The 22,739-nt window shown below is 65.8% G+C and carries 19 protein-coding genes and 2 pseudogenes; 16 read left to right on the top strand and 5 right to left on the bottom strand.

Annotated elements, in window-relative coordinates; genetic code table 11:
* The first annotated feature begins 76 nt into the window (after positions 1-76).
* Positions 77-3,547 (top strand): transcription-repair coupling factor, encoded by a 3,471-nt coding sequence (mfd, locus tag QM772_RS16170; protein ID WP_415138253.1) that lies wholly within the window; start codon positions 77-79, stop codon positions 3,545-3,547.
* 252 nt (positions 3,548-3,799) lie between these two features.
* Here the strand turns inward: mfd and QM772_RS16165 are convergent, their stop codons facing one another.
* Positions 3,800-4,609: a GntR family transcriptional regulator gene (locus QM772_RS16165; protein WP_415138251.1), complete on the bottom strand. Its 810-nt coding sequence runs from the start codon at positions 4,607-4,609 to the stop codon at positions 3,800-3,802.
* On the opposite strand from QM772_RS16165, the gene QM772_RS16160 reads away from it, so the two are divergent.
* The 6 genes and pseudogenes from QM772_RS16160 to QM772_RS16135 form a co-directional block, all read left to right on the top strand.
* Entirely contained in the window at positions 4,593-5,582 is a 990-nt protein-coding gene (locus tag QM772_RS16160) for a Bug family tripartite tricarboxylate transporter substrate binding protein (protein WP_415138249.1), read from the top strand. The genes QM772_RS16165 and QM772_RS16160 overlap by 17 nt on opposite strands.
* Positions 5,572-6,834, top strand: coding sequence for a CaiB/BaiF CoA transferase family protein (locus QM772_RS16155; protein WP_415138247.1), 1,263 nt, complete (start codon positions 5,572-5,574; stop codon positions 6,832-6,834). The genes QM772_RS16160 and QM772_RS16155 overlap by 11 nt, the downstream gene beginning before the upstream one ends.
* Entirely contained in the window at positions 6,831-7,772 is a 942-nt protein-coding gene (locus QM772_RS16150) for a hydroxymethylglutaryl-CoA lyase (protein ID WP_415138245.1), read from the top strand. Before QM772_RS16155 ends, QM772_RS16150 begins: the two co-directional genes overlap by 4 nt.
* A 36-nt stretch (positions 7,773-7,808) precedes the next feature.
* Positions 7,809-8,607, top strand: a protein-coding gene (locus tag QM772_RS16145; RefSeq protein ID WP_415136166.1) for an IS5 family transposase whose coding sequence is annotated in 2 segments (ribosomal slippage) — positions 7,809-8,072 and positions 8,074-8,607 — 798 coding nt in all. Because the reading frame shifts where the segments join, the coding sequence is not laid out codon by codon here.
* A 66-nt stretch (positions 8,608-8,673) separates the two neighbouring features.
* Positions 8,674-9,200 (top strand): annotated as a pseudogene (locus QM772_RS16140) (IS5 family transposase); the annotation flags it as partial.
* Positions 9,194-9,473: pseudogene (locus tag QM772_RS16135) on the top strand (hypothetical protein); the annotation flags it as partial. The pseudogenes QM772_RS16140 and QM772_RS16135, both read left to right, overlap by 7 nt.
* Positions 9,474-9,588: 115 nt before the next feature.
* On the opposite strand, the gene QM772_RS16130 reads toward QM772_RS16135, so the two are convergent.
* Positions 9,589-10,617, bottom strand: coding sequence for an IS30 family transposase (locus QM772_RS16130; RefSeq protein WP_415133647.1), 1,029 nt, complete (start codon positions 10,615-10,617; stop codon positions 9,589-9,591).
* A 222-nt stretch (positions 10,618-10,839) separates the two neighbouring features.
* On the opposite strand from QM772_RS16130, the gene QM772_RS16125 reads away from it, so the two are divergent.
* Both QM772_RS16125 and QM772_RS16120 read left to right on the top strand, forming a co-directional pair.
* A complete protein-coding gene (locus QM772_RS16125) occupies positions 10,840-11,742 on the top strand; it encodes a sulfite exporter TauE/SafE family protein (protein ID WP_415138243.1) in 903 nt (300 codons plus the stop codon).
* A gap of 203 nt (positions 11,743-11,945) precedes the next feature.
* On the top strand, positions 11,946-12,530 hold the full coding sequence (locus QM772_RS16120) for a L,D-transpeptidase (protein ID WP_415138241.1): 585 nt from the start codon (positions 11,946-11,948) through the stop codon (positions 12,528-12,530).
* On the opposite strand, the gene QM772_RS16115 is transcribed toward QM772_RS16120, so the two are convergent.
* Complete coding sequence (locus tag QM772_RS16115; RefSeq protein ID WP_415138239.1) at positions 12,531-13,148, bottom strand: NAD(P)H-dependent oxidoreductase; 618 nt, start codon at positions 13,146-13,148, stop codon at positions 12,531-12,533.
* An 84-nt stretch (positions 13,149-13,232) separates the two neighbouring features.
* Here QM772_RS16115 and QM772_RS16110 point away from each other — a divergent pair, with 84 nt between their 5' ends.
* Entirely contained in the window at positions 13,233-13,838 is a 606-nt protein-coding gene (locus QM772_RS16110; protein WP_415138237.1) for a TetR/AcrR family transcriptional regulator, read from the top strand.
* A 65-nt stretch (positions 13,839-13,903) separates the two neighbouring features.
* Positions 13,904-14,644, top strand: a complete 741-nt coding sequence (gene serB, locus QM772_RS16105; RefSeq protein ID WP_415138235.1) for a phosphoserine phosphatase SerB — start codon at positions 13,904-13,906, stop codon at positions 14,642-14,644.
* A 78-nt stretch (positions 14,645-14,722) separates the two neighbouring features.
* On the opposite strand, the gene sbcB is transcribed toward serB, so the two are convergent.
* Positions 14,723-16,186 (bottom strand): exodeoxyribonuclease I, encoded by a 1,464-nt coding sequence (gene sbcB / locus QM772_RS16100; protein ID WP_415138233.1) that lies wholly within the window; start codon positions 16,184-16,186, stop codon positions 14,723-14,725.
* 46 nt (positions 16,187-16,232) lie between these two features.
* A complete protein-coding gene (locus QM772_RS16095) occupies positions 16,233-17,555 on the bottom strand; it encodes an MFS transporter (protein ID WP_415138231.1) in 1,323 nt (440 codons plus the stop codon).
* Positions 17,556-17,784: 229 nt separating this feature from the next.
* Between QM772_RS16095 and cyoA the strand changes: the two genes are divergently transcribed.
* Genes cyoA through QM772_RS16070 form a run of 5 tightly spaced genes read left to right on the top strand, consistent with a single transcriptional unit; the run spans position 17,785 to position 22,688 of the window.
* Positions 17,785-18,828, top strand: coding sequence for a ubiquinol oxidase subunit II (cyoA, locus tag QM772_RS16090; RefSeq protein WP_415138229.1), 1,044 nt, complete (start codon positions 17,785-17,787; stop codon positions 18,826-18,828).
* Between the two features lie 16 nt (positions 18,829-18,844).
* Positions 18,845-20,848 (top strand): cytochrome o ubiquinol oxidase subunit I, encoded by a 2,004-nt coding sequence (cyoB, locus tag QM772_RS16085; RefSeq protein WP_415138227.1) that lies wholly within the window; start codon positions 18,845-18,847, stop codon positions 20,846-20,848.
* Positions 20,841-21,473: a cytochrome o ubiquinol oxidase subunit III gene (gene cyoC / locus QM772_RS16080; RefSeq protein ID WP_415138225.1), complete on the top strand. Its 633-nt coding sequence runs from the start codon at positions 20,841-20,843 to the stop codon at positions 21,471-21,473. Before cyoB ends, cyoC begins: the two co-directional genes overlap by 8 nt.
* A complete protein-coding gene (gene cyoD, locus QM772_RS16075; protein WP_415138223.1) occupies positions 21,473-21,928 on the top strand; it encodes a cytochrome o ubiquinol oxidase subunit IV in 456 nt (151 codons plus the stop codon). Before cyoC ends, cyoD begins: the two co-directional genes overlap by 1 nt.
* Entirely contained in the window at positions 21,906-22,688 is a 783-nt protein-coding gene (locus QM772_RS16070) for an SURF1 family protein (protein ID WP_415138221.1), read from the top strand. The genes cyoD and QM772_RS16070 overlap by 23 nt, the downstream gene beginning before the upstream one ends.
* Positions 22,689-22,739 lie beyond the last annotated feature (51 nt).

Genomic DNA, 22,739 nt, shown 5'->3' with positions numbered 1-22,739 from the left:
AGCTAAAATGGCATCCACACCCCCGTCCGTCGTGGCCGGGGGTTTTCGTCGTTTCCGCCGTACCCGCATTTTCGCCATGGACCTGCCCAAGCTCACCTCCGGCAAACGCCACGCCCTGCCCCGCCCGCCCGCCTCGGCCGACGCGCTGCTGCTGGCGCAGCTGGCGCGCCGCGAGGCCGGCGAGCGCAGGCTGACCGCCATCTTCACCGCCGACGCCGCCGACGCGCAGCGGCTGATGGACGAGCTGGCCTTCTTCGCGCCCGCGCTGCGCACCACCCTGTTCCCCGACTGGGAGACGCTGCCCTACGACAGCTTCTCGCCCCACCAGGACCTGATCAGCGAGCGTCTGGCCACGCTGTGGGCCATCCGCCAGCGGCAGGCCGACGTGGTGCTGGTGCCCGCCACCACGGCGCTGGTGCGGCTGGCGCCGCCGTCGTTCATGGCCGGCACCACCTTCCACTTCAAGCAGGGGCAGAAGCTGGACGAGGCGGCGCTGAAGAGCCAGCTCACCCTGGCCGGCTACACCCACGTCACGCAGGTGGTCAGCCCCGGCGAATACGCGGTGCGCGGCGGGCTGATCGACCTGTTCCCCATGGGCAGCCCCATGCCCTACCGCGTGGACCTGTTCGACGACGAGATCGACTCCATCCGCGGCTTCGACCCCGACACCCAGCGCAGCCTCTACCCCGTGCCCGAGGTGCGCCTGCTGCCCGGCCGCGAGTTCCCCATGGACGAGGCCGCCCGCACCAAGTTCCGCCAGCGCTGGCGCGAGCTGCTGGAGGGCGACCCCACGCGCAGCCGCCTCTACAAGGACATGGGCAACGGCGTGGCCACGGCCGGCATCGAGTACTACCTGCCGCTGTTCTTCGACAGCACGGCGACCGTGTTCGACTACCTCGGCACCGACGCAACTTTGGTGCTGCATGGCGATCTCGAATCTGCCTTTCAGCATTTCGCGCAGGACACGCGCGAGCGCTACCGCCTGGCCCAGGGCGACCCCGAGCGCCCCGTGCTGCCGCCCGAGGCGCTGTTCCTCGATGCCGAGCAGTTCTACCGGGCCGCCAAGCCGCACGCGCAGCTCGCCATCCGCCCCGGCGTGGAGGACGTGGCCGAAAGCGCGTTCGCTCAAAAGCTGCCCGACCTCACGGTGGTGCGCGGCGCCGACGACCCGCTGGCGCGCCTGCACGCCCATCTCCGCTCCAATCCTCGCGCGAGCCCCCGGCGCGCCCTGGTGCTGGCCGAGAGCGACGGCCGGCGCGAGAGCCTGCTGGACTTCCTGCGCGCCTCGGGCCTGAACCCGCCCGCCTTCGATTCGCTGGAGGAATTCAGCGCCAGCAGCGAACCCACCGGCATCGCCACCGCCGCGCTGGCGCAGGGCTTCGCCTGGCTGGAAGGCGGCATCGACTTCATCACCGAGACCGAGCTGTTCGCCGCCGGCAGCACCCAGCGCCGCCGCCGCAAGCAGGAGCAGGTGAGCGACGTCGAGGCGCTGATCAAGGACCTCTCCGAGCTGAACGTGGGCGACCCGGTGGTGCACACGCAGCACGGCATCGGCCGCTACCGCGGTCTCGTCAACATGGATCTGGGTGAGAAAAACGCCGACGGCACGCCCGCCGTGCAGGAGATGCTGCACCTCGAATACGCCGGCGACGCCACGCTGTACGTGCCCGTGTCGCAGTTGCACCTGATCGGCCGCTACACCGGCGTGAGCGGCGACGAAGCGCCGCTGCACCGCCTGGGCAGCGGCCAGTGGGAGAAGGCCCGGCGCAAGGCCGCCGAGCAGGTGCGCGACGCCGCCGCCGAGCTGCTGAACATCTACGCCCGCCGCGCCGCGCGCGAGGGCCATGCCTTCCGCTACTCGGCGCACGACTACGAGCAGTTCGCGGCCGACTTCGGCTTCGAGGAAACGGCCGACCAGAAGGCCGCCATCCACGCCGTCGTGCAGGACATGATCAGCCCGCAGCCGATGGACCGGCTGGTGTGCGGCGACGTCGGCTTCGGCAAGACCGAGGTCGCGCTGCGCGCCGCCTTCGTGGCGGTGACGGGTGGGAAGCAGGTCGCCTTCCTGGCGCCCACCACGCTGCTGGCCGAGCAGCACTACCAGACGCTGGTGGACCGCTTCGCCAAGTGGCCGGTGAAGGTGGCGGAGATGAGCCGCTTCCGCAGCGCCAAGGAAATCACCGCCGCGCTCAAGGGCATCGCCGACGGCAGCGTGGACATCGTCGTCGGCACGCACAAGCTGCTGAGCGAGAAGACGCAGTTCAAGAACCTGGGCCTGCTCATCATCGACGAGGAACACCGCTTCGGCGTGCGCCACAAGGAGGCCATGAAGGCCCTGCGCGCCGAGGTGGACGTGCTGACGCTCACGGCCACCCCCATCCCGCGCACCATGGGCATGGCGCTGGAGGGCCTGCGCGACCTGAGCGTGATCGCCACCGCGCCGCAGCGCCGCCTGGCGATCAAGACCTTCGTGCGCAACGAGGGCACGGGCGTGATCCGCGAGGCCGTGCTGCGCGAGCTGAAGCGCGGCGGGCAGGTCTACTTCCTGCACAACGAGGTGGAGACCATCGAGAACCGGCGCCAGAAGCTGGAAGAGATATTGCCCGAGGCGCGCATCGCCGTCGCCCACGGCCAGATGCCCGAGCGCGAGCTGGAGAAGGTCATGCGCGACTTCGTGGCGCAGCGCCACAACATCCTGCTGTGCTCCACCATCATCGAGACCGGCATCGACGTGCCCACCGCCAACACCATCGTCATCAGCCGCGCCGACAAATTCGGCCTGGCGCAGCTGCACCAGCTGCGCGGGCGCGTGGGCCGCAGCCACCACCAGGCCTATGCCTACCTGATGGTGCCCGACATCGAAAGCCTGACCAAGCAGGCCGCGCAGCGGCTGGAAGCCATCCAGCAGATGGAGGAGCTGGGCAGCGGCTTCTACCTGGCGATGCACGACCTGGAGATCCGCGGCGCCGGCGAGGTGCTGGGCGAGAACCAGAGCGGCAACATGATGGAGATCGGCTTCCAGCTCTACAACGAGATGCTGGCCGAGGCCGTGAAGGCGCTGAAGGCCGGCCGCGAGCCCGACCTGCTCAGCCCCATGCAGGCCACCACCGAGATCAACCTGCACGCCCCCGCCCTGCTGCCCACCGACTACTGCGGCGACGTGCACCTGCGCCTGTCGTTCTACAAGAAGCTGGCGACGGCCAAGACCAGCGAGCAGATCGACGCGCTGGTGGAGGAGATCGTCGACCGCTTCGGCAAGCTGCCGCCGCAGGCCGCCACGCTGATCGACGTGCACCGCCTACGCGTGCTCTCGACGCCTTATGGCGTGCAGAAGGTGGACGCGGCGCCGGGTGTCATCCACATCGGCTTCAAGCCCAACCCGCCGATCGACCCCATGGCGATCATCGGCCTGATCCAGAAGAACCGGCACATCAAGCTGGCGGGCAACGACAAGCTGCGCATCGAGCGCGAGCTGAAGGAGCCGAAGGACCGCGCGCAGATGGTGCGGGATGTGCTGCGCAGTTTGGGTAGACCGCAGGTGGCGTGAAGCAGCCGGCTTCTCTGGCTTGCGCCCGCCACGGTGTTACAGATTGGGTACTGCCTACAGTCAGCAGGATGCCACCAAGGATTTTTTCATCAGCTCATTAGCGGCTTGACAAGACGTTGGTGCGCGCGGCGGCTTGCGTGAGCGAGTTCCGGTGGCGTACAAGGCACGTAGCCGGGATGGCGCGTATGTCACTCAGAGCATGCTGACGGGCATATCCACACACTCGACAATCATGGTGGAGTCTTCAAGGGATCATGAGGGCGAGATAGATACCACTTGGCCCTCGTTGTCCACGGTCAGTGTCACGAGGCAGGAAAGCTCAACGGGTAGCGCCCGACCCAATACGTGAAAGGTTTGGCGGATGATGAGACTTCTCACTAGCGCCCCTGCCGTCGCGGGATCGGCACTGGCCAGTGTCTGTAAGACTGCGCGGTTGTTGCGCACGACTCTGCCGTGATCCAGCACGTGTAGCCGGGTGTTCAGATACATCTTGATCTGCCGGCTCACCTGATCCCAGGAAGTAAGCAGGTATTCATTGTCCGCTCCCATGCAGATAGTCCTGTGGAAGATCCAATGAAAATCGACAAACCGCAACGGATCACCGATGACGTCCGGCGTTTCCATGTGCCGGATGAGATCGGCAAGCTCACGCAATATATCGGTAGGTCGCCGGCTCGCCAGCAGAGTTGCAGCATCTCCTTCCAGCATGCCCCGGAACAAGCCCATCTGCTCCACTGAATCGTCCGACGCGTTGGCGATATAGGTTCCACGGCCCGGCCGGTGCTCGACTAATCCAGAACTTGAGAGATGGCGCAGCGCCTCGCGCAGGGGAGCCCGACTGATGCCCAGTTTCACCGCGAGATCGGTTTCCACTAGTCGATCGCCGGGACGAATCCTGCCTGCTTCTATGGCCTCGAGGAGGTACTGGGTTACCTGGGCGCCCAGGCTTGGCGCCCGTTCGACGACGAAGGAAGCATCTGCCACGGGTTTTTCCTTATAGGCGCTCTTTATTGTCGCCTGTATTCTGTCGACAAAATGTTCTTCGATGGGTTTGGAAATCATGACATATCGTAGCAACTGGATTGTCGCGATTCTTCTTGCCTGCGCGCTACCCACGGCGGCTGCGCAGGAGGGGCCTACTTTTCCCAACAAGCCTATCCGGCTGGTAGTGACGACCGCGCCAGGGACGGGCAGCGATGCGATTGCGCGCCTTATCGAAAACGGCATGCAACAGGCATTGGGTCAGCCGGTCGTGGTCGACAACCGGCCGGGGGCAGGTGGGGCCTTAGGGATGGAACTGGTGGCTCATGCTCCACCCGACGGCCACACGATCGTCATGGGCGCGGAGGGAACTACGATGGTGCTGCCAGCCATCAATCCCAATGCGAAGTACCACACGGAAGTGGATTTCATGCCCGTCGCGGGGCTTTTCCGCACTGCGTTCGTCATCGTCACAGCGAACGCGCCTACCGCTCCGAAGACTCTGCTCGAACTCATCGACCGAGCCAAGAAAGAAAACCTGAGCTACGGGTCTTCGGGTGTCGGAACCATCACGCACCTGGCCTCCGAGATGTTCATAGGGCGTGCCGGCATCAAGCTCACCCATGTTCCTTACAAGGGTGCCGGCCAAAGCCTGACCGACACGATTGCGGGACATGTAGCCATGGTCACCGATACACCGCCCGCTGTCCTTCCGCTGGTAAGGTCCGGAAAGCTACGAGCCCTGGCCATACTCTCGGCGGAGCGCCTTTCCTCCATGCCTGACGTGCCTACCGTCCAGGAACTTGGCTTTCCCGGCTTGGTGGCGGCTGGTACGTGGGGCCTGCTCGCACCTGCGGGCACACCCGCAACTGTGGTGAAGAAGCTTTCCGATGCGGCGATCAAAGCTTTGCAAGCGCCAGAGGTCAAGTCGAAGGCCCAGGCCATGGAACTCGAGATCATGTCGCTTGGGCCGGATGCCTACGGCTCCTATATGAAGACATACACGCCGGTCTGGACCGAAGTGATCAAGAAAGGCAATATCCGTGTCGACTGAATTCATCCAGTCAGGAGAGCAGCAGGCTGACGAGGCACGCCAATCGGGCGCGCTGGCCGGTGTGAAGGTTCTCGATATCTCGAATCTCCTGGCCGCGCCAATGTCGTCAATGTATCTGGCCGATTTTGGCGCAGACGTGATCAAGGTGGAAAGACCTGGCCGCGGAGACGAGATCAGGTACTGGGGCGAGAACAAGAATGGCGTTGGCCTCTACTACAAGATCGTCAATCGCGGCAAGAAGTCCATCACGCTCGACCTGAGCAGCACGCTCGGCGTGGAAGTAGTCAAAAAGCTCGCCGCCGATGTCGACGTCATCATCGAGAACTACAGGCCCGGAACCATCGAAAGATGGGGGCTGGGCTACGACGTTCTTTCCAAAATCAATCCCCGGCTCATCATGCTCAGGGTCAGCGGCTTCGGCCAGACGGGACCTTACCGGATGCGCCCCGGTTTTGGAACGGTGGCGGAAGCCTATGCGGGGTTCGTCAATATCAATGGCGCACCTGATACGCCTCCATTGCTTCCGGGATTCGGTCTCGCAGATGCCACGACGGCGCTGATGGGGGCTTTTCTCGTTTCCACTGCGCTGCACGAGCAACGGCGTTCGGGATGTGGGCAGGTCATCGATCTCGCGCTCTATGAAACGCTGCTCACACTCATTGGCCCGTTTGTAGTGAACTACGACCAACTAGGAATTGTGCAGCAGCGTGTCGGCAGCCGGCTGCCCTTCGCGGCGCCTCGCAATATCTACCGTACGCGCGACGGTAAGTATGTGTCGATTGCCGGAAGTTCACAGGCTATCTTCGAGCGGATCTGTGAGGCATTGGAAGTCCCCGAGCTGATCGGGGATGCGAGGTTTCGCGACAACCGGCTGAGGATCGCGAATGTCGATGCGCTTGACGAGACCCTTCAGGCGGCTATCGAGCGATTCGACATGGCGGAGCTGTGGGAGCGATTCATTACATTCGAGGCAGCCATATCGCCTGTTAATGACGTGGCGGACATCTGCGCGGACTCGCACATCCAGGCCCGTGAAAGTATTGTCGCTGTGGACGATGAGGAGATAGGCGGTCCGTTGCGCATGCAGAACGTCGTAGGCAAGCTCTCGCGCACGCCGGGCAAGGTACGCCACGGTGGATCGCGGCAGGGTGAGCATAACCATGAGATCCTAGTGCAAAGACTCGGTTATTCCCATGAATTTCTCGCGGCGCATGGGATCGATGTGAGAGTGCCCGCCGGGGAGATGACATGAAGCTCCCGTCGTCCGTCACGATCGTGGAGGTCGGCCCGAGGGACGGGCTTCAGAGCTTTCCAAGGCCGGTGGATACCTCAACGAAGGTTCAGGTGATCGACCGGCTAAGCACGGCGGGCCTTCCTGTCATAGAAGTCACCTGCTTCGCCCATTCCAGGGCGATCCCTAATCTTGCCGATGCGGACAAGGTATTTGAGCTGATCCAGCGTAGACCCGGCATCATTTACCGTGGCCTCGTGCCCAATGCGTACGGCGCTCATCGCGCCGTGAAGGCGCGGGTGGACGAAATGGTGGGCCTTACCATCATGAGCCCCACCTACCTTCGCAAGAACCAAAACTGCACGCTAGACGAAGCGGCCGAGGAGGCCATCAAGGCTTTCGAGATCGCGCAGCAGGCGTCGATCCGATTCGTCATGGCGTTGGGGGGATCGTTCTGGTGCCCATATGAAGGCCTCATAGATCGCCGCATGGTACTGGACATGCTCGCACGCCTTCATGCGGAAGGCATTCGCCGCTTCTATTTGGCGGGCTCCGTGGGCATGGAAGACCCGAAGCACGTGTACGAACTCTTCTCAAGTGCATTCGACCGTTTCCCAGGTATCGAGTTGGGGTTTCACGTCCACAATCTGTCTGGAATGGCCACGGCGAACGTTCTTGCTGCACTTCAAGCTGGCGTCAGTTGGATCGAGACTTCGATTTGTGGCTTGGGAGGAGGGATCGCGATGCCCGGCGACGTGGGAGCCGTGGGTAACTTCCCGACCGAGGATTTGGCCATGATGCTGGAGCTGCTCGGTATCCAGACGGGCGTCAAAGCAGCCGAGATCGCTGCCGCCAGCAGTGAAATCGCAAAAATCCTGGACATCGAGCCACGCAGCCATGTCGGACGTGGTTTGGTGCGCGACCTGATCCAAGCCCGACCCGAGGTGGTGCAAGCCTAAGAGCGTGTTTACGATCTCATCCCCGACAATCCTTGGGTGAAGAGAAAGCCGTACCCAAGCGACATAAGTCGAGAGAAGTTTGCCGAGATAGAGCCGCTGCTGCGCAGCGTTCGGCGCAGCACCAAACCGATCAAGCTCGATCTGTACGAGGTGTTCTGTGCAGTGCTGTACCTGCTGCGCACGGGTTGCCAGTGGCGCTATCTGCCACCGCAGTTCCCCAAGTGGCACAACGTCTATGCGTACTGGCGCAAGTGGAGCGAGCCTGACCAGCACGGAGTGAGCGTGCTGGAGCAGGCTTTAAAAAAATCAGGTTGGCGCGGCCCGAGAGAAACTGGGGCGCAACGCCTGCAGCGCGTTCTTGATCGTGGACGCGCAGAGCGTCAAGAACGCTGACACAGCGGGCTTCAAAGGCTACGACGCAGGCAAGAAAGTCTCGGGTATCAAGCGACACATCGCGGTGGACACCCAGGGCCTGCCCCATGCCGTGGCGGTAACCACAGCCGAAGTGACGGATCGCAAAGGAGCGCTTGCGGCATTCAAGCGCTGCAAGCAGTCGCTGGGGCGGGTGCAAAGTGTGCTGACGGACAGCGGCTACACAGGAGCTCCCTTCGCCCAAGGCGTCAAGGACATCCTGGGTGAGCATGTGACGGTGCAGATTGCCAAGCGAAGCGAGCTGCACACTTTCAAGGTCATGCCCCAGCGCTGGGTGGTTGAGCGCAGCTTTGCGTGGTTGGAGAAAAACCGCAGGCTATGGAAGAACTGTGAGCGATGGCTCAATACCAGCTTGCAGTTCGTCCACTTGGCGTTTCTGGCTCTGCTACTCAGGAGATCGTAAACACGCTCTAAGAGCGACTAACACACCCCGGTCATCGTCAACGGCCTGATCAGCGTTTGACGATGCATGGGTCGAAGTAAAAACAAAGAGATCAGCGCGGCACTGTTCAAGAAGATCGAGCCGCTGCTGCCGGTATTCGTGCCCTCGGCCAAGGGCGAGCGCCCGCGAGTGAGCGACGAGAGGCATTGAACGGCACCCTGTTCGTGCTGCGCACAGGCATCCCCTGGGAAGAGCTGCCGCAAGAGTTGGGCTTTGTCAGTGGCATGACCTGCTGACGGCGACTGCGCCAATAGCAGGAAGCCGGTGTGGGGCACCCATTGCACATGCTGCTGTTGGCTGAATTGCGCGGCGCCGGGCGGTTGGATTTCAGCCGAGCCAGCCTGGACGCGGCCAGCGTGCCCAACCCCGGGGGCTCGTACACGGGCCCCAATCCCACGGACAGGGGCAAGCTCGGTAGCAAACGCCACCTCGTCACGGACCGCCAGGGCATCCCACTGATGTTCTGCGTCACCGGCGCCAACCGGCATGACTCGGTGGTCTTCGGGCAATTGGTCGATGCCTTGCCCGATGTGCGGGGCAAGAGCGGCAAGCCGCCACGCTGATCGACGTGCTACCGCCTGCGGTGCTTAAGCGCGGCCTACGGCGTGCAGAAGGTGGACGCGGCGCCGGGTGTCATCCACATCGGCTTCAAGCCCAACCCGCCGATCGACCCCATGGCGATCATCGGCCCGATCCAGAAGAACCGGCACATCAAGCTGGCGGGCAACGACAAGCTGCGCATCGAGCGCGAGCTGAAGGAGCCGAAGGACCGCGCGCAGATGGTGCGGGATGTGCTGCGCAGTTTGGGGCGGCCGCCGGCCGCCTGAGGCGCAATCAACCGCAACGCGCGCGGGATCGAAGCCGCCAAAACTTCGCTATTCTTTTAATAGCCTCCAACGCTTTCCCAGCAAGGGCGGATTCAAGTCCAAGTGCAACATTGATTCAATGCACGGAGTCCCCGCGCTGGGTCAATAGTTGTAGGTGCTGAGCATAGACCTCAAGCGGAGTGCGGTAGCCCAAGGTCATCCTGGGACGGCCATTGAGCTCATCGGCGACGGCATCAAGCTGCTCCTGCGTATAGCCGCTCAGATCGGTGCCTTTGGGGAAGTACTGGCGCAGCAGCCCATTGGTGTTCTCGTTGCTGCCCCTCTGCCAGGGGCTGTGGGGATCGCAGAAGTACACCCTCATGCCCGTGTTCTCGCTCAGCCTGGCGTGCTCGGCCATCTCCGAGCCTCGGTCATAGGTCAGGGTTTTGCGCATAGGGCTGGCAATGCCATTGAGCTTGTCGCTGAACGCCTGCAGCACGTGCGCGGCCGTGGCCGGGTTGGGATGTGGCAGCTTGACCAGCAGCACCAGGCGCGTGGTGCGCTCCACCAGCGTGCCGATGGCGCTGGCGTTGGCCGCCCCCTTGATCAGATCACCCTCCCAGTGGCCGGGAAGCTGGCGATCCTCGACCTCGGGCGGGCGTACGTGGATGCTCATCAAATCCTGGATCTCCCCGCGCCGATCCTTGCCCTTGGAGCGGGGCCAGCGTTTGGCATGGGCCATGCGCAAGCACGACACCAGCTCTTTCTTCAGCTCGCCCCTGGGCTGGGCATAGATGCAGGTGTAGATGCTCTCGTGTGACGCTCTCATGCGCTTGTCATCGGGGTGCAGGGCCTTCAAGTGTCCTGCAATCTGCTGGGGTGACCAGTGCTGGCGCAGATGCGCGCACACCAGGGGGAACAGGGGGCCGTCGCGGTGCAGTTTGGGCAAAGCGCGGGCGAAGTGCCTGCGTCTGTCACAGCGCTGCTGGGCGTACTTGGAGGTGTAGCCCTGGGCACCTCCATTGCGCTTGCACTCACGGCTGATGGTGCTCTTGGAGCGGCCCAGCGCTCTGGCTATGGCGCTCTGGCTCTGCCCTTGCTGCAGGCCCAGCGCTATCGCGTAGCGCTCCATCTCACTGAGCTGCTCGTAGGTTCTTTCGGTCATGGATGCCTCAATTCTGAAGGGGGGGGGGTGCACTTCAGATTTGAGGCCGCCAAGCGCTGGAGCTTGTTTGCTCTCCAATCTTCGCGCTGCCGCACTCAGCCCTGCTTCGCCGCAGGATTTTCCGCATAACCATATTGGAATTAATTATTTCTCCGCATAAACAACAACTGATAGCATAAGAATCCGAGGTATATTAAAATCCAATTTGGGGAATCATTTATCATGGCAAATTCCTTTTCTCCGACGTCCGGCTTGGCCGTGCGGGTACGCGATACAAAATACTGGCTGATCCGGACTCTGCCATTATTATTTCTCACGATATTGGGAATCGGTTATCTATGGATTCCCGACCATGCGCTCACAGCAATTGGCGAGGGCTTATCCAGCAACGGATTCTGGACTGCGGCGGCCGTTGGCCTGGTTGCACAAATCGTGGATGGCGCGCTGGGCATGGCTTATGGCGTCACTTCCACGACATTCCTGCTTTCGACCGGCGTACCGCCAGCCGCCGCTTCGGCATCCGTGCATATCGCCGAGATTTTCACCACAGGATTTTCCGGGCTGTCGCACTGGAAACTAGGCAACATCAACCGGCAGTTGTTCAAACGCCTGCTCATTCCCGGCATCATTGGCGGCGTAGCTGGAGCCTACATCGTCACATCGATAGACGGCAACACGCTCAAACCCTGGATATCCGGCTATCTCCTGCTGATTGGCCTGTATATTCTCTCCAAAGTCTGGGGACAGTTGCGCATCAAAACCGATCCACCCACCTACGTGGCACCTTTGGCGTTTACCGGTGGTTTCGTGGATGCGGTGGGCGGCGGCGGCTGGGGGCCTGTCGTGACCACGTCTTTGCTGGGTAGTGGACAGTACCCCCGCACCACCATCGGCTCGGTAAATGCCGCCGAATTCTTCCTGGCGATTGCCGGTGGTATTTCCTTCACGGTGCTGGGTGGTTTCACGCACTGGACGGTGATCGCGGGGCTGGTGTTCGGCGGATTGTTCGCGGCACCTTTCGCGGCGGTGCTGACCAAACATGCACCGCCCAAGCTGCTGCTGGCGATTGTGGGCACGCTGATTTCGCTGCTGAGCCTCTACAACCTCTACAAAATTTTCGGCTGAGGCACTGCTTAAAAAAATATCTTCTGGGAGCTTGCGTCCGTCCTGCGTACCCGCGCGGTGGACGGCCTCCCGGACCACGCGCCAATGGATGCCGTTCGGCGAGGACTGGGGTGACTGATCGGTGCGGTATAACGTACCCTATCGTGCTCTGCCGCGCCGCATCATGCTCACTGCTCACAGCAGCCCTGCTGGCGCTGGCAGCCGTGTGCGCGCAGGCGGGAACCTTCGCGCCGCCGGACCCGGCGGCAGAAGCCGCAGCCATCGACTTCGCCGCCCAGGTGATACGCCACACCGATGCCGGCGGCCGCGCCTTCGGCATCGTGGACAAGCCCGCCGCCGCGCTGTGGGTGTTCGACGGCCAGGGCCGCGCCGTGGCGCGCACGCCGGTGCTGGTGGGCCAAGCGCGCGGCGACGCGGCGCCGGCCGACATCGGCACCCGCCCGCTGGCCCGCGTGCGGCCGCACGAGAAGATCACCTCCGCCGGCCGCTACGTCACCGAGCCCGGCCGCAACACCCAGGGCGAGGACATCGTCTGGCTCGACTACGACGCCGCCCTCTCGATGCACCGCGTGCGCCACGTCCCCGGCGAAGCGCGCACGCAGCGGCTGGACTCGCCCGGCGTGGCGGACAACCGCATCTCCTTCGGCTGCATCAACGTGCCGGCCAGCTTCTACGACCGCTACATCGACCCGCTGTTCAGCCGCAGCGTCGGCGTGGTCTACGTGCTGCCAGAGGTCAAGCCGCTGGCCAGCGTGTTCCCGTTCGCCGCCCCAGGCGCGGCGCCCTGACTAACCCGCCGACGCCACCGGCTCGGCGCGGCGACCCAGGCGGCCGGCGTCCTGCGCGCCCACGGCGGCGGCCCGCTCCAGCCAGCCGGCACGCGCCTGCGGCGTGCTGCCGTGCACGGGGCCGAAGCGCGTCACCCGCACCGGCTTGAAGCCGCAGAAGCGCAGCGTGCTGCGCACCAGTTGCTTCACCGTCGGGTCGCCTTGCAGCAGGCGCAGGTACCAGCCAGGCGAGTCGGTGGTCAGCAGCACGCGCGCCGAGCGGCCGGCCAGCAGGCCCAGCGGGTTGCCGCCGGGCAGGTAGCGGTAGGCCCAGCCGCGCTGGAACGCGCGGTCGAAGAAGCCCTTGAGCAGCGCCGGCACCGACCCCCACCACAGCGGCGTGACCAGGCACACGTGCGCGCTGGCCTCGATCAGGCCCTGGGCGCGCAGCAGGTCGGGCTCCAGCGACTGCTCGCCCCGGTAGCCCTGGTGCAGGACGGGGTCGAAGCGCAGGTCGCGCAGCGCCAGCACGGTCACGTCGGCGCCGGCCTGGCGGGCCGATTCGGCGTAGCGCGCGGCCAGCGCGGTGCACAGCGAGTCGGGGTTGGGGTGGGCGTCGATGACGAGGATGGCGGTCATGGCGGATTCCTTTGAAGAGGGGGATTCAGCAATCTTGACGTCGTAAAGATTGCCTTGGGCGCAGTGTCCGCTATAATCTTTCTCGTGTCAAGTTCAATCGAGTCCGAGCGCCCCTACCACCATGGCAACCTGCGGCAAGCCTTGCTGGACGCGGCTTTCGGGCTGCTCGCCACGCGCCCGGCGGCGCAGCTCAGCCTGCGCGAGGTGGCGCGCGCCGCCGGCGTGAGCCATGCCGCGCCCTACCACTACTTCGCCGACCGCGACGCGCTGCTGAAGGCCGTGGGCACCGAATGCATGCGCCGCTTCCTGCACGCGCAGCAGGCCGCCGTGGAGCATGAAAGCGCGCCGGTGCAGCGCCTGCTGGCCCTGGGCCTGGCCTATGTGGGCTTCGCCCACGCGCAGCCCAACGCCTTCGCGCTGGTGTTCGACGCCCAGCTCTGCCCGCCCGGGGCGCCCAATGCCGAGTCGGCCCCGCTCATCGCCGCCAACGAGGCGCTGCTGCGCGACTGCGTGGCCGCCATGCAGCAGGCCGACGATCTGCCCGACGTCGATGGCGACGCGCTGGGCGCCGCGCTGTGGGGCACGGTGCACGGCCTGGCGCAGTTGGTGATGGCCGGCCACCTGCCCATGCAGGCCGTGGAGCCGGCGCTGCGCGCCCTGCTGGCGCCGCATGCGCCCGGGCGTGGATAATTCAGGGTCTTTTCGTGCGCCAGCGCTTTCCTGGCAAGCGCTGGCAGCTATCAAATCAAAAGCAGATGAACACCACCACTTCAGCGCATGAGGCGCGCGAGATCAGCCCGGGCCTGGCGGTGCGCGGCATCACGCCGCCGCTGGCCCTGCGCGATTTCAAACTGATCGCCTTCGACATGGACTCCACGCTGATCAACATCGAGTGCGTGGACGAGATCGCCGACGCCGCCGGCCGCAAGGCCGAGGTGGCCGCCATCACCGAAGCCGCCATGCGCGGCGAGATCGCCGACTACAAGGACAGCCTGCGCCGCCGCGTGGCGCTGCTCAAGGGCGTGGGCGTGGAGCACCTGGAGCGCGTGTTCACCGAGCGCCTGCGCTTCAACCCTGGCGCCAAGGAGCTGATCGCCGCCGCCAAGGCCGCCGGGCTGACCACGCTGCTGGTCTCGGGCGGCTTCACCTTTTTCTCCGACCGCGTGGCGGCGGCCTTAAGCATCGACTTCGCGCGCTCGAACGTGCTGGAGGTCGAGCACGGGCGGCTCACGGGCCGCATGGTCGATCAGCCCTGGGGCGACATCTGCGACGGCGCGGAGAAGCGCCGCACGCTGCTGGAAGTGGCCTCGCTGATGGGCATCTCGCCCCGGCAGGCCATCGCCGTGGGCGACGGCGCAAACGACCTGCCGATGATGGGCGAGGCCGGCCTGTCGGTGGCCTACCACGCCAAACCGGCGGTGCGCGCGCAGGCGGCGGTGGCGATCAACCAAGGCGGGCTGGACCGGCTGCTGGAAGTGTTCGAGGCCGGCGCCTGAGCCTGCACAGACTTTTATATCAAATCGGCCTCCAGCGCTTGATGGGCGTGCGCTGGCAGCTATCGATTAAATAGCATATCACTCCTCGGGCGCGATCTGCTCGGCCCACTCGTACAGCGCCTCCAGCACGCCCTGGCCGCGCTCGTCCTCCACCGATTCGGCCAGGCCGTCGATGCGGTCGAACAGGCCCTGCACGGTGAGCGCGCCGCCTTCGCCGCGCAGCAGGCGCGCGGCGCGGTGCGCGTCCCAGCGGGCGGCGTCCTGCGCGTTCAGCGTGTCGGGGAAGTTGCGCGCACGGTAGCGCAGCAGCAGCTCGGGCAGGCGCTCGTCGTCGAAGCCGGTGCGGGCCACGGCCAGCTCGCGCGGGTCGAGCGCACGCAGGCGCGCCAGGCGGCGGCGGTCGGCGTCGCCGAGGAAACCGCCGTACAGGTCCTCGTCCACGTCCAACGCGGCATCCGACGGGGGCCGCGCGTAGACCTGGGCCCACAACGCGCTCAGATCGGGCAGCGCGCGCAGACGCTCGAAGTGCGTCTCGGCCGCGCCGAAGTCGATGCCCCAGCGCTCGGCCAGCTCCGGCCGCAGCGTCTTGAGGCTGCCGATGACGATGGGCGACTTGTTCAGGTGCACGCCCTTGATGGCCAGGCGCGCCACGCCCTCGGGCAGGTCGGCCGTGGCGGTGAACAGGCGCGCGCGCACTTCATCGGCCTTCAGCGCGGCCAGCTCGGACGGGTCGGCCGACAGGTCCCAGGCCAGTAGCTCGTTCTTGTTGGTCGGGTGCATGGCCAGCGGCGCCATCACGGCGATGCAGCCGCGCGCGGCGCCGAAGCGGCCGCTGACGTGCAGAAAGGGCCGAGCCTCGCGCAGCGTGGTGGGCAGGCCCAGCTCCTGCGCCACGCGGTCTTTCCTGCGCAGCGCCAGGCAGAAGTCGTACAGCCTGGCGTTCTTCTCGCGCAGCAGCCGCGCCAGGGCGATGGTGGCGCGCACGTCGGACAGCGCGTCGTGCGCGTTGCCGTGCGCCAGGCCGTTGGCGGCGCTGAGCTTTTCGAGCCGAAAGGTCGGCAGGCCGTCGTCGCCCAGCGGCCATTCGATGCCTTCGGGCCGCAGCGCGTGCGCGCAGCGCGCCACGTCCAGCAGGTCCCAGCGGCCGCAACCGTTCTGCCACTCGCGCGCGTAGGGGTCGAGCAGGTTGCGCCACAGCAGGAAGCGCGTCACCTCGTCATCGAAGCGGATCGAGTTGTAGCCGACGCCGATGGTCCCCGGCTCGGACAGCGCGGCGTTGACGTGCTCGGCGAAGCGGTGCTCGGGCAGGCCCCTGACAGCGCATGCCTGCGGCACGATGCCGGTGATGAGGCAGGCCTCGGGCTCGGGCAGGCGGTCGAGCGGCGGCCGGCAGTACAGCATCAGCGGCGCGCCGATCTCGTTCAGCTCGGCGTCGGTGCGGACGGCGGCGAACTGCGCCGGCCAGTCACGGCGCGGGTTGGCGCCGAAGGTCTCGTAGTCGTGCCAGAGGAAAGTCGGCGTACCGGAAGTAGGCGTGGTCATTGGGGCGCCAGCATAACCAGCGCGGCGCCCGCCGCCAGCGCGGGCGTCACTCGCGCGGCTTGGCGCTGCGGCCGATCCACAGCGCGATCAGGGTGCAGACCACGCCGGAGAGCAGGTACAGGCCGGCGGCCACCGGCCCGAAGCGGGCCGACAGCCCCATCGCCACCAGGGGCGCGAAGGCGGCGCCGATCAGCCAGGCCACGTCGGTCGAGATCGCGGCCCCGGTGTAGCGCAGGCGCCTGGGCAGGTTGGACGTCACCACCCCCGAGGACTGGCCGTAGGACAGGCCCAGCAGGATGAAGCCAGCGAGGATGAAGACGTTCTGCCCCGCCGAGCCGCCGGCCAGCAGCACCGGCGTCACCAGGCTGAACAGGCCGATCAGCACCGTCACCCCCAGCAGAATGCCCTGCCGGCCGAAGCGGTCGGCCAGCGCGCCGGCCACCACCATGCCCACGGCCGCGCACACGGCGCCAGCGATCTGCACGGACAGGATCTCGCCCACCGGCTGAGCGGATACCGTAATGCCCCACGACAGCGCGAACACCGTGACCAGGTGAAACAGCGCGAAACCGGCCAGCGCGGCGAAGGAGTCGATGGCGACGGTGCCGCCCTCGGTATCCAGCAGCTCGCGCACCTTCACCGGCTCCAGGTCGCGCTGCTCCAGCATGGCGGCGTAGCTGGGATCGACCACCAGCCGCAGGCGCGCGAACAGCGCCACCACGTTGATGGCGAAGGCCACGCAGAAGGGGTAGCGCCAGCCCCAGTCGAGGAACTCAGCCTCGCTGAGCTGGCCGCGGAAGTAGGCGAACAGGGCCGCCGCCAGAATGAAGCCGATGGGCGCGCCGAGCTGCCCGATCATGGCGTACCAGCCGCGCCGGTTCTCGGGCGCCGTCATGGCCAGCAGCGAACGCAGGCCGTCCCACGAACCGCCCTGCGCCAGCCCCTGGCCGACGCGCAGCACCACCAGCGCCCAGATCGCCGCCGCGCCCGCGCTTTCGTAGCTGGGCAGCAGGGCCATGCTGACGGTGCTGCTGCCCAGCAGGAACAGCGCGATGGTGAGCTTGACCGCCAGCCCCCAGCGGCGCTGGATGGCCATCGACAGCGCGGTGCCGAAGGGCCGGGCAATGAACGCCAGCGAGAAGATGGCGAAGGCCATCAGCATGCCGTCCAGCCTGGGGAGAAAAGGGAACAGCACCTGCGGAAACACCAGCACGCAGGCGATGCCGAAGACGAAGAAGTCGAAATACTCCGACGAGCGCCCGATGATCACGCCCACCGCCACCTCGCTGGGCGAAACGTCGCCGTGATGGCCGCTGGCGCGGGCGCCAGCGGGGGCAACCGGTGAATGCGTGTAACTGGTGCTGCTCATGCGCGAATCCTACTTGAGGTGACGTGTTCGGGGCCGATTGCACACGGATTCGAGCGGTTTGGCAACCACGAAGCACGTCCAGCCGGGGTGCCGGCCGGCGCCATTGTCCCCAATGCGATAGTGGTTCTTTGCCGCCGCATTACAGTTGTTCCCGATTCTTGATACTCATCATTTTCCGCCCTCCCACCCTCCCATGTCAGCATCCCCTGGCGCGCCCCGGCGGCGACGCATGAAACCGAGCAGCCGAGGACTTGCCTGGCTCGCGGCCGCCGCGGCGGTGAGCCTCGCGGGCTGCGACAAGGCCCGCGTCCTCAACCCGGCGGGGGACGTCGCCGCTCAGCAGGGCCAGCTGGTGATCACCTCCACGCTGCTGATGCTCGTCATCATCGTGCCGGTGATCCTGCTGACCTTGTGGTTCGCCTGGAAATACCGCCAGAACAGCGCCCAGGCCGAAGCCGACTACGACCCCGACTGGCACCACTCGACCATCCTGGAACTGGTGATCTGGACGATACCGCTGCTGATCGTCATCGCGCTCGGCGCGCTCACCTGGATCGGCACCCACAAGCTGGATCCCTACCGCCCGCTGGACCGCATCGACGCCGCGCGCGCCCTCCCGACCAACGTCAAGCCGCTGGAAGTGCAGGTCGTGGCACTGGACTGGAAATGGCTGTTTCTCTACCCCGAGCAGGGCATCGCCACGGTCAACGAGCTGGCCGCTCCGGTGGACCGCCCGATCCTGTTCAAGCTCACGTCCAGCACCACCATGAACGCGTTCTACGTGCCCGACCTGGCCGGCATGATCTACACCATGCCCGGCATGCAGACCGAGCTGAACGCGGTCATCAACCGGCCGGGCGTGTTCCCCGGCATGAGCTCGCACTACAGCGGCGCGGGCTTCTCGGGCATGACCTTCAAGTTCCACGGCCTCGGCAACGAGGACTTCGCCCAATGGGTGGCAAAGGCCCGCGCCGAGGGCAAACCGCTCGACGGCGCCGCCTACCTGCAACTGGCCAAGCCGAGCGAGCGCGACCCGGTGCAGCGCTTCGCCCCGGTGCAGGCGGATCTCTACGACCGCGTGCTCAACCGCTGCGTCGAGGCGGGACAGCTCTGCATGCGCGACATGATGGCCATCGATGCCCGTGGCGACGAAGCCTACGTGAAGGCCCGGGGCCTGAACCTGCCGCAGGCGCTGTGCACGGCGGACAGCGGACCGATCGTCCTGGCCCCCGCGCCAGCGCCCGGCATGCCGGGCGCCAGCATCCTGCAATAACGGCGACGCGCTCGACATGACAGAACAACCCACCGCGCCCCACCTGCTCCTCGGCCGCTTGACCTGGGATTCCGTGCCCATGGCGCACGAGCCCATCGTGCTGTGGACCTTCATCGCCGTGGTGCTGGGCGGCATCGCGCTGCTGGCCGTCCTCACCAAGTTCCGCCTCTGGGGACCGCTGTGGCGCGACTGGTTCTGCAGCATCGACCACAAGCGCATCGGCATCATGTACATGGTGCTCGGCATCGTGATGCTGCTGCGCGGCTTCTCCGACGCCGTCATGATGCGCCTGCAGCAGGCCATGGCCTTCGGCGACAACCTGGGCTACCTGCCGCCGCACCACTACGACCAGATCTTCACCGCCCACGGCGTGATCATGATCTTCTTCGTCGCCATGCCGCTGGTCACGGGGCTGATGAACTACCTGATACCGCTGCAGATCGGCGCGCGCGACGTGGCCTTCCCGTTCCTGAACAACTTCAGCTTCTGGATGACCACCGCCGGCGCGGTGCTGGTGATGGCCTCGCTGTTCCTCGGCGAATTCTCCACCTCCGGCTGGCTGGCGCTGTCGAACCTGGGCAACCAGAACCCCGGCGTGGGGCTCGACTACTACATCTGGTCGCTGCAGATCGCGGGGGTGGGCACCACGCTGTCGGGCATCAACCTGATCGTCACCATCCTCAAGATGCGCGCGCCGGGCATGGACCTGATGAAGATGCCCGTCTTCATCTGGACCGCCCTGTGCACCAACGCGCTGATCGTGGCGACCTTCCCCGTGTTGACGGCGGCGCTGGCGCTGATGAGCCTGGACCGCTACGTCGGCACCAACTTCTTCACGAACGACCTGGGCGGCAACGCCATGCTGTACGTGAACCTGATCTGGATCTGGGGCCACCCCGAGGTGTACATCCTGATCCTGCCCGCCTTCGGCGTCTTCTCCGAGGTGGTGGCCACGTTCTGCCGCAAGCGCCTGTTCGGCTACACCTCAATGGTGTACGCCACGGTCTGCATCACCATCCTGTCCTACCTGGTGTGGCTGCACCACTTCTTCACCATGGGCTCGGGCGCCAGCGTGAATACCTTCTTCGGCATCACAACGATGATCATCTCGATCCCGACCGGCGCCAAGATCTTCAACTGGCTGTTCACCATGTACCGGGGCCGCATCCACTTCACGGTGCCGATGCTGTGGACCATCGGCTTCATGTGCACCTTCGCCATCGGCGGCATGACCGGCGTGTTGCTGGCCGTGCCGCCGGCCGACTTCGTGCTGCACAACAGCCTGTTCCTGATCGCGCACTTCCACAACGTCATCATCGGCGGCGTGGTGTTCGGGCTGTTCGCGGGCATCAACTACTGGTACCCCAAGGCGTTCGGCTACCGGCTCGACGAGTTCTGGGGCAAGTGCTCGTTCTGGTGCTGGCTGGTCGGCTTCTGGGTCGCCTTCATGCCGCTGTACATCCTCGGGCTGATGGGCATCACGCGCCGCGTGAGCCACTTCGAGGATCCGTCCCTGCAGATCTGGTTCGTGATCGCCGCCTGCGGCGCTGCCATCGTCGCGCTGGGCATCGCCTGCTTCATCATCCAGCTCGGGGTGAGCTACCTGCGACGCGACCAGCTGCGCGACACCACCGGCGACCCGTGGAACGGCCGCACGCTGGAGTGGGCCACCTCCTCGCCGCCGCCGCAATACAACTTCGCCTTCACTCCCGTGGTGCACGAGATCGACGCCTGGTGGGACATGAAGAAGCACGGCTATCAGCGCCCCCTGGCCGGCTTCCAGCCCATCCACATGCCGGCCAACACGGCTGCGGGCGTGGTGATCTCGATGCTCTCGCTGGTGCTGGGCTTCGCGCTGATCTGGCACATGTGGCTGCTGGCGGGGCTGTCGTTCGCTGCGATGGTGCTGGCGGCGATCGTCCACACCTTCAACTACAAGCGCGACTACCACATCCCGGCCGCCGAGGTGACGGAAGCCGAAAACCTGCGCACCCAGCAACTCGCGGCCACCCATGTCTGACACGCACACCCTCCATGCCGGCGCAGCCGCCCTGCCGGCGCGCGAATACCACCTGGCGCACGAGCCCCACCCCGAGAACGGCACCGCCCTGGGCTTCTGGCTCTACCTGATGAGCGACTGCCTCATCTTCGCGGCGCTGTTCGCCACCTACGGTGTGCTGGGCCGCAGCTACGCGGGCGGCCCCACCGGCGCGCAGCTGTTCGACCTGACGCTGGTGGCCCTCAACACCGCCTTCCTGCTGATGTCGTCCATCACCTTCGGCTTCGCCATGCTGTGCAAGCAGCGGGCCAACGTGCCCGCCACGCTGGGCTGGCTGCTGGTCACGGGCCTGTTCGGGCTGGCCTTCATCGCACTGGAGCTGTATGAGTTCGCGCACCTCATCCACGAAGGGGCCGGCCCGCAGCGCAGCGCCTTCCTGTCGGCCTTCTTCGCGCTGGTGGGCACGCACGGCCTGCACGTGAGCTTCGGCCTGGTCTGGCTCGTGGTGCTGATGATCCAGATCGGCAAGCACGGCCTGATCCGCGAAAACAAGCGCCGCCTCATGTGCCTGTCGATGTTCTGGCACTTCCTGGACGTAGTCTGGATCGGCGTCTTCACCTTCGTGTACCTGATGGGGGTGCTGTGATGAGCACGCACGATGTTCACGCCGGCCCGGCCCACGGGCATGCGGATGGCCACCACCACGACGACGGCCCGCACAGCAGCTTCTCGTCCTACATCATCGGCTTCTTCCTCTCGGTGGTGCTGACGGCCATTCCCTTCTGGCTGGTGATGGCCGGGGTCATCAGCAACCGCGGCACCGCCGTGCTGGCGCTGGGCGCCTTCGCCGTGGTGCAGATTCTGGTGCACATGGTCTGCTTCCTGCACATGAACGGCAAGGCGGAAGGCGGCTGGACCATGTTGTCCACCATCTTCAGCGTGGTCTTCGTGGCCATCACCATCGCCGGCACCCTGTGGGTCATGTTCCACATGAACACCCACATGATGCCGGGCCATGCCGAACACGCGGCGGGCAGCGCGCCCGCCGCCACGCAGGCGCCCGCGGCGCCGCACGGCCATGGCGGCGCGGCCACCAACTGAGCCTCCCCACGACCACGAGCCGCCCGCCCGCCCGCGTTCCCGCTGGCCCCTGGCGGCGCTCGCGCTGGCAGGCATCACCCTGTTCGCCGCCTTCATCGCCCTGGGCACCTGGCAGGTGCAGCGCCGCGCCTGGAAACTCGATCTGATCGCGCGGGTGGAGCAGCGCATCCACGCGGCGCCCGTGCCGCTCGGCAGCCTCGGCCCGTGGGCGAACATCACCACAGCGCGGCACGAATACCAGCCGGTGCAAATCCATGGCCGCCTGCTGGCGGACAGAACGCTGCTGTCTCAGGCGGCCACCGAACTGGGCGCCGGCTTCTGGGTCATGACGCCGCTGCGGCTGCCGGACGGATCGTTCGTCTGGATCAACCGCGGCTTCGTGCCCGCGTCGGCGCGCCAGGACTGGGCCGCGCCGCGCGCGCCCGGCGCCGACGCCACCACCATCACCGGCCTGCTGCGCATGAACGAGCCGGGCGGTGGCTTTCTGCGCCGCAACGACCCGCAGGCCGGGCGCTGGCATTCGCGCGACGTGCTGGCCATGTCGGCCGCCCAAGGGCTGGCACCCGCCGCGCCTTTCTTCATCGATGCCGGCCTGCCCGGCCAGACGGCGGCGCCCGCCGACGGCCCCCGCCCCGGCATGACCGTGGTGCGCTTTCACAACAGCCACGCCGTCTACGCCCTGACCTGGTACGGCCTGGCGCTGATGGTGGCAAGCGCCGCCTGGATCGTGGCGCGGTCCGGGCGCCGGCATGGCGCATGATCTGGCGCCGCGCCATCTCTATTGATTTGATAGCTGCTCGCGCTTGTCTGG

The organism is Ottowia sp., assembly GCF_047601385.1.
GTDB lineage: Bacteria > Pseudomonadota > Gammaproteobacteria > Burkholderiales > Burkholderiaceae_C > Ottowia.
Note: the sequence above shows the minus strand (reverse complement) of the source record. Positions and strands in the feature narration are given on the sequence as shown.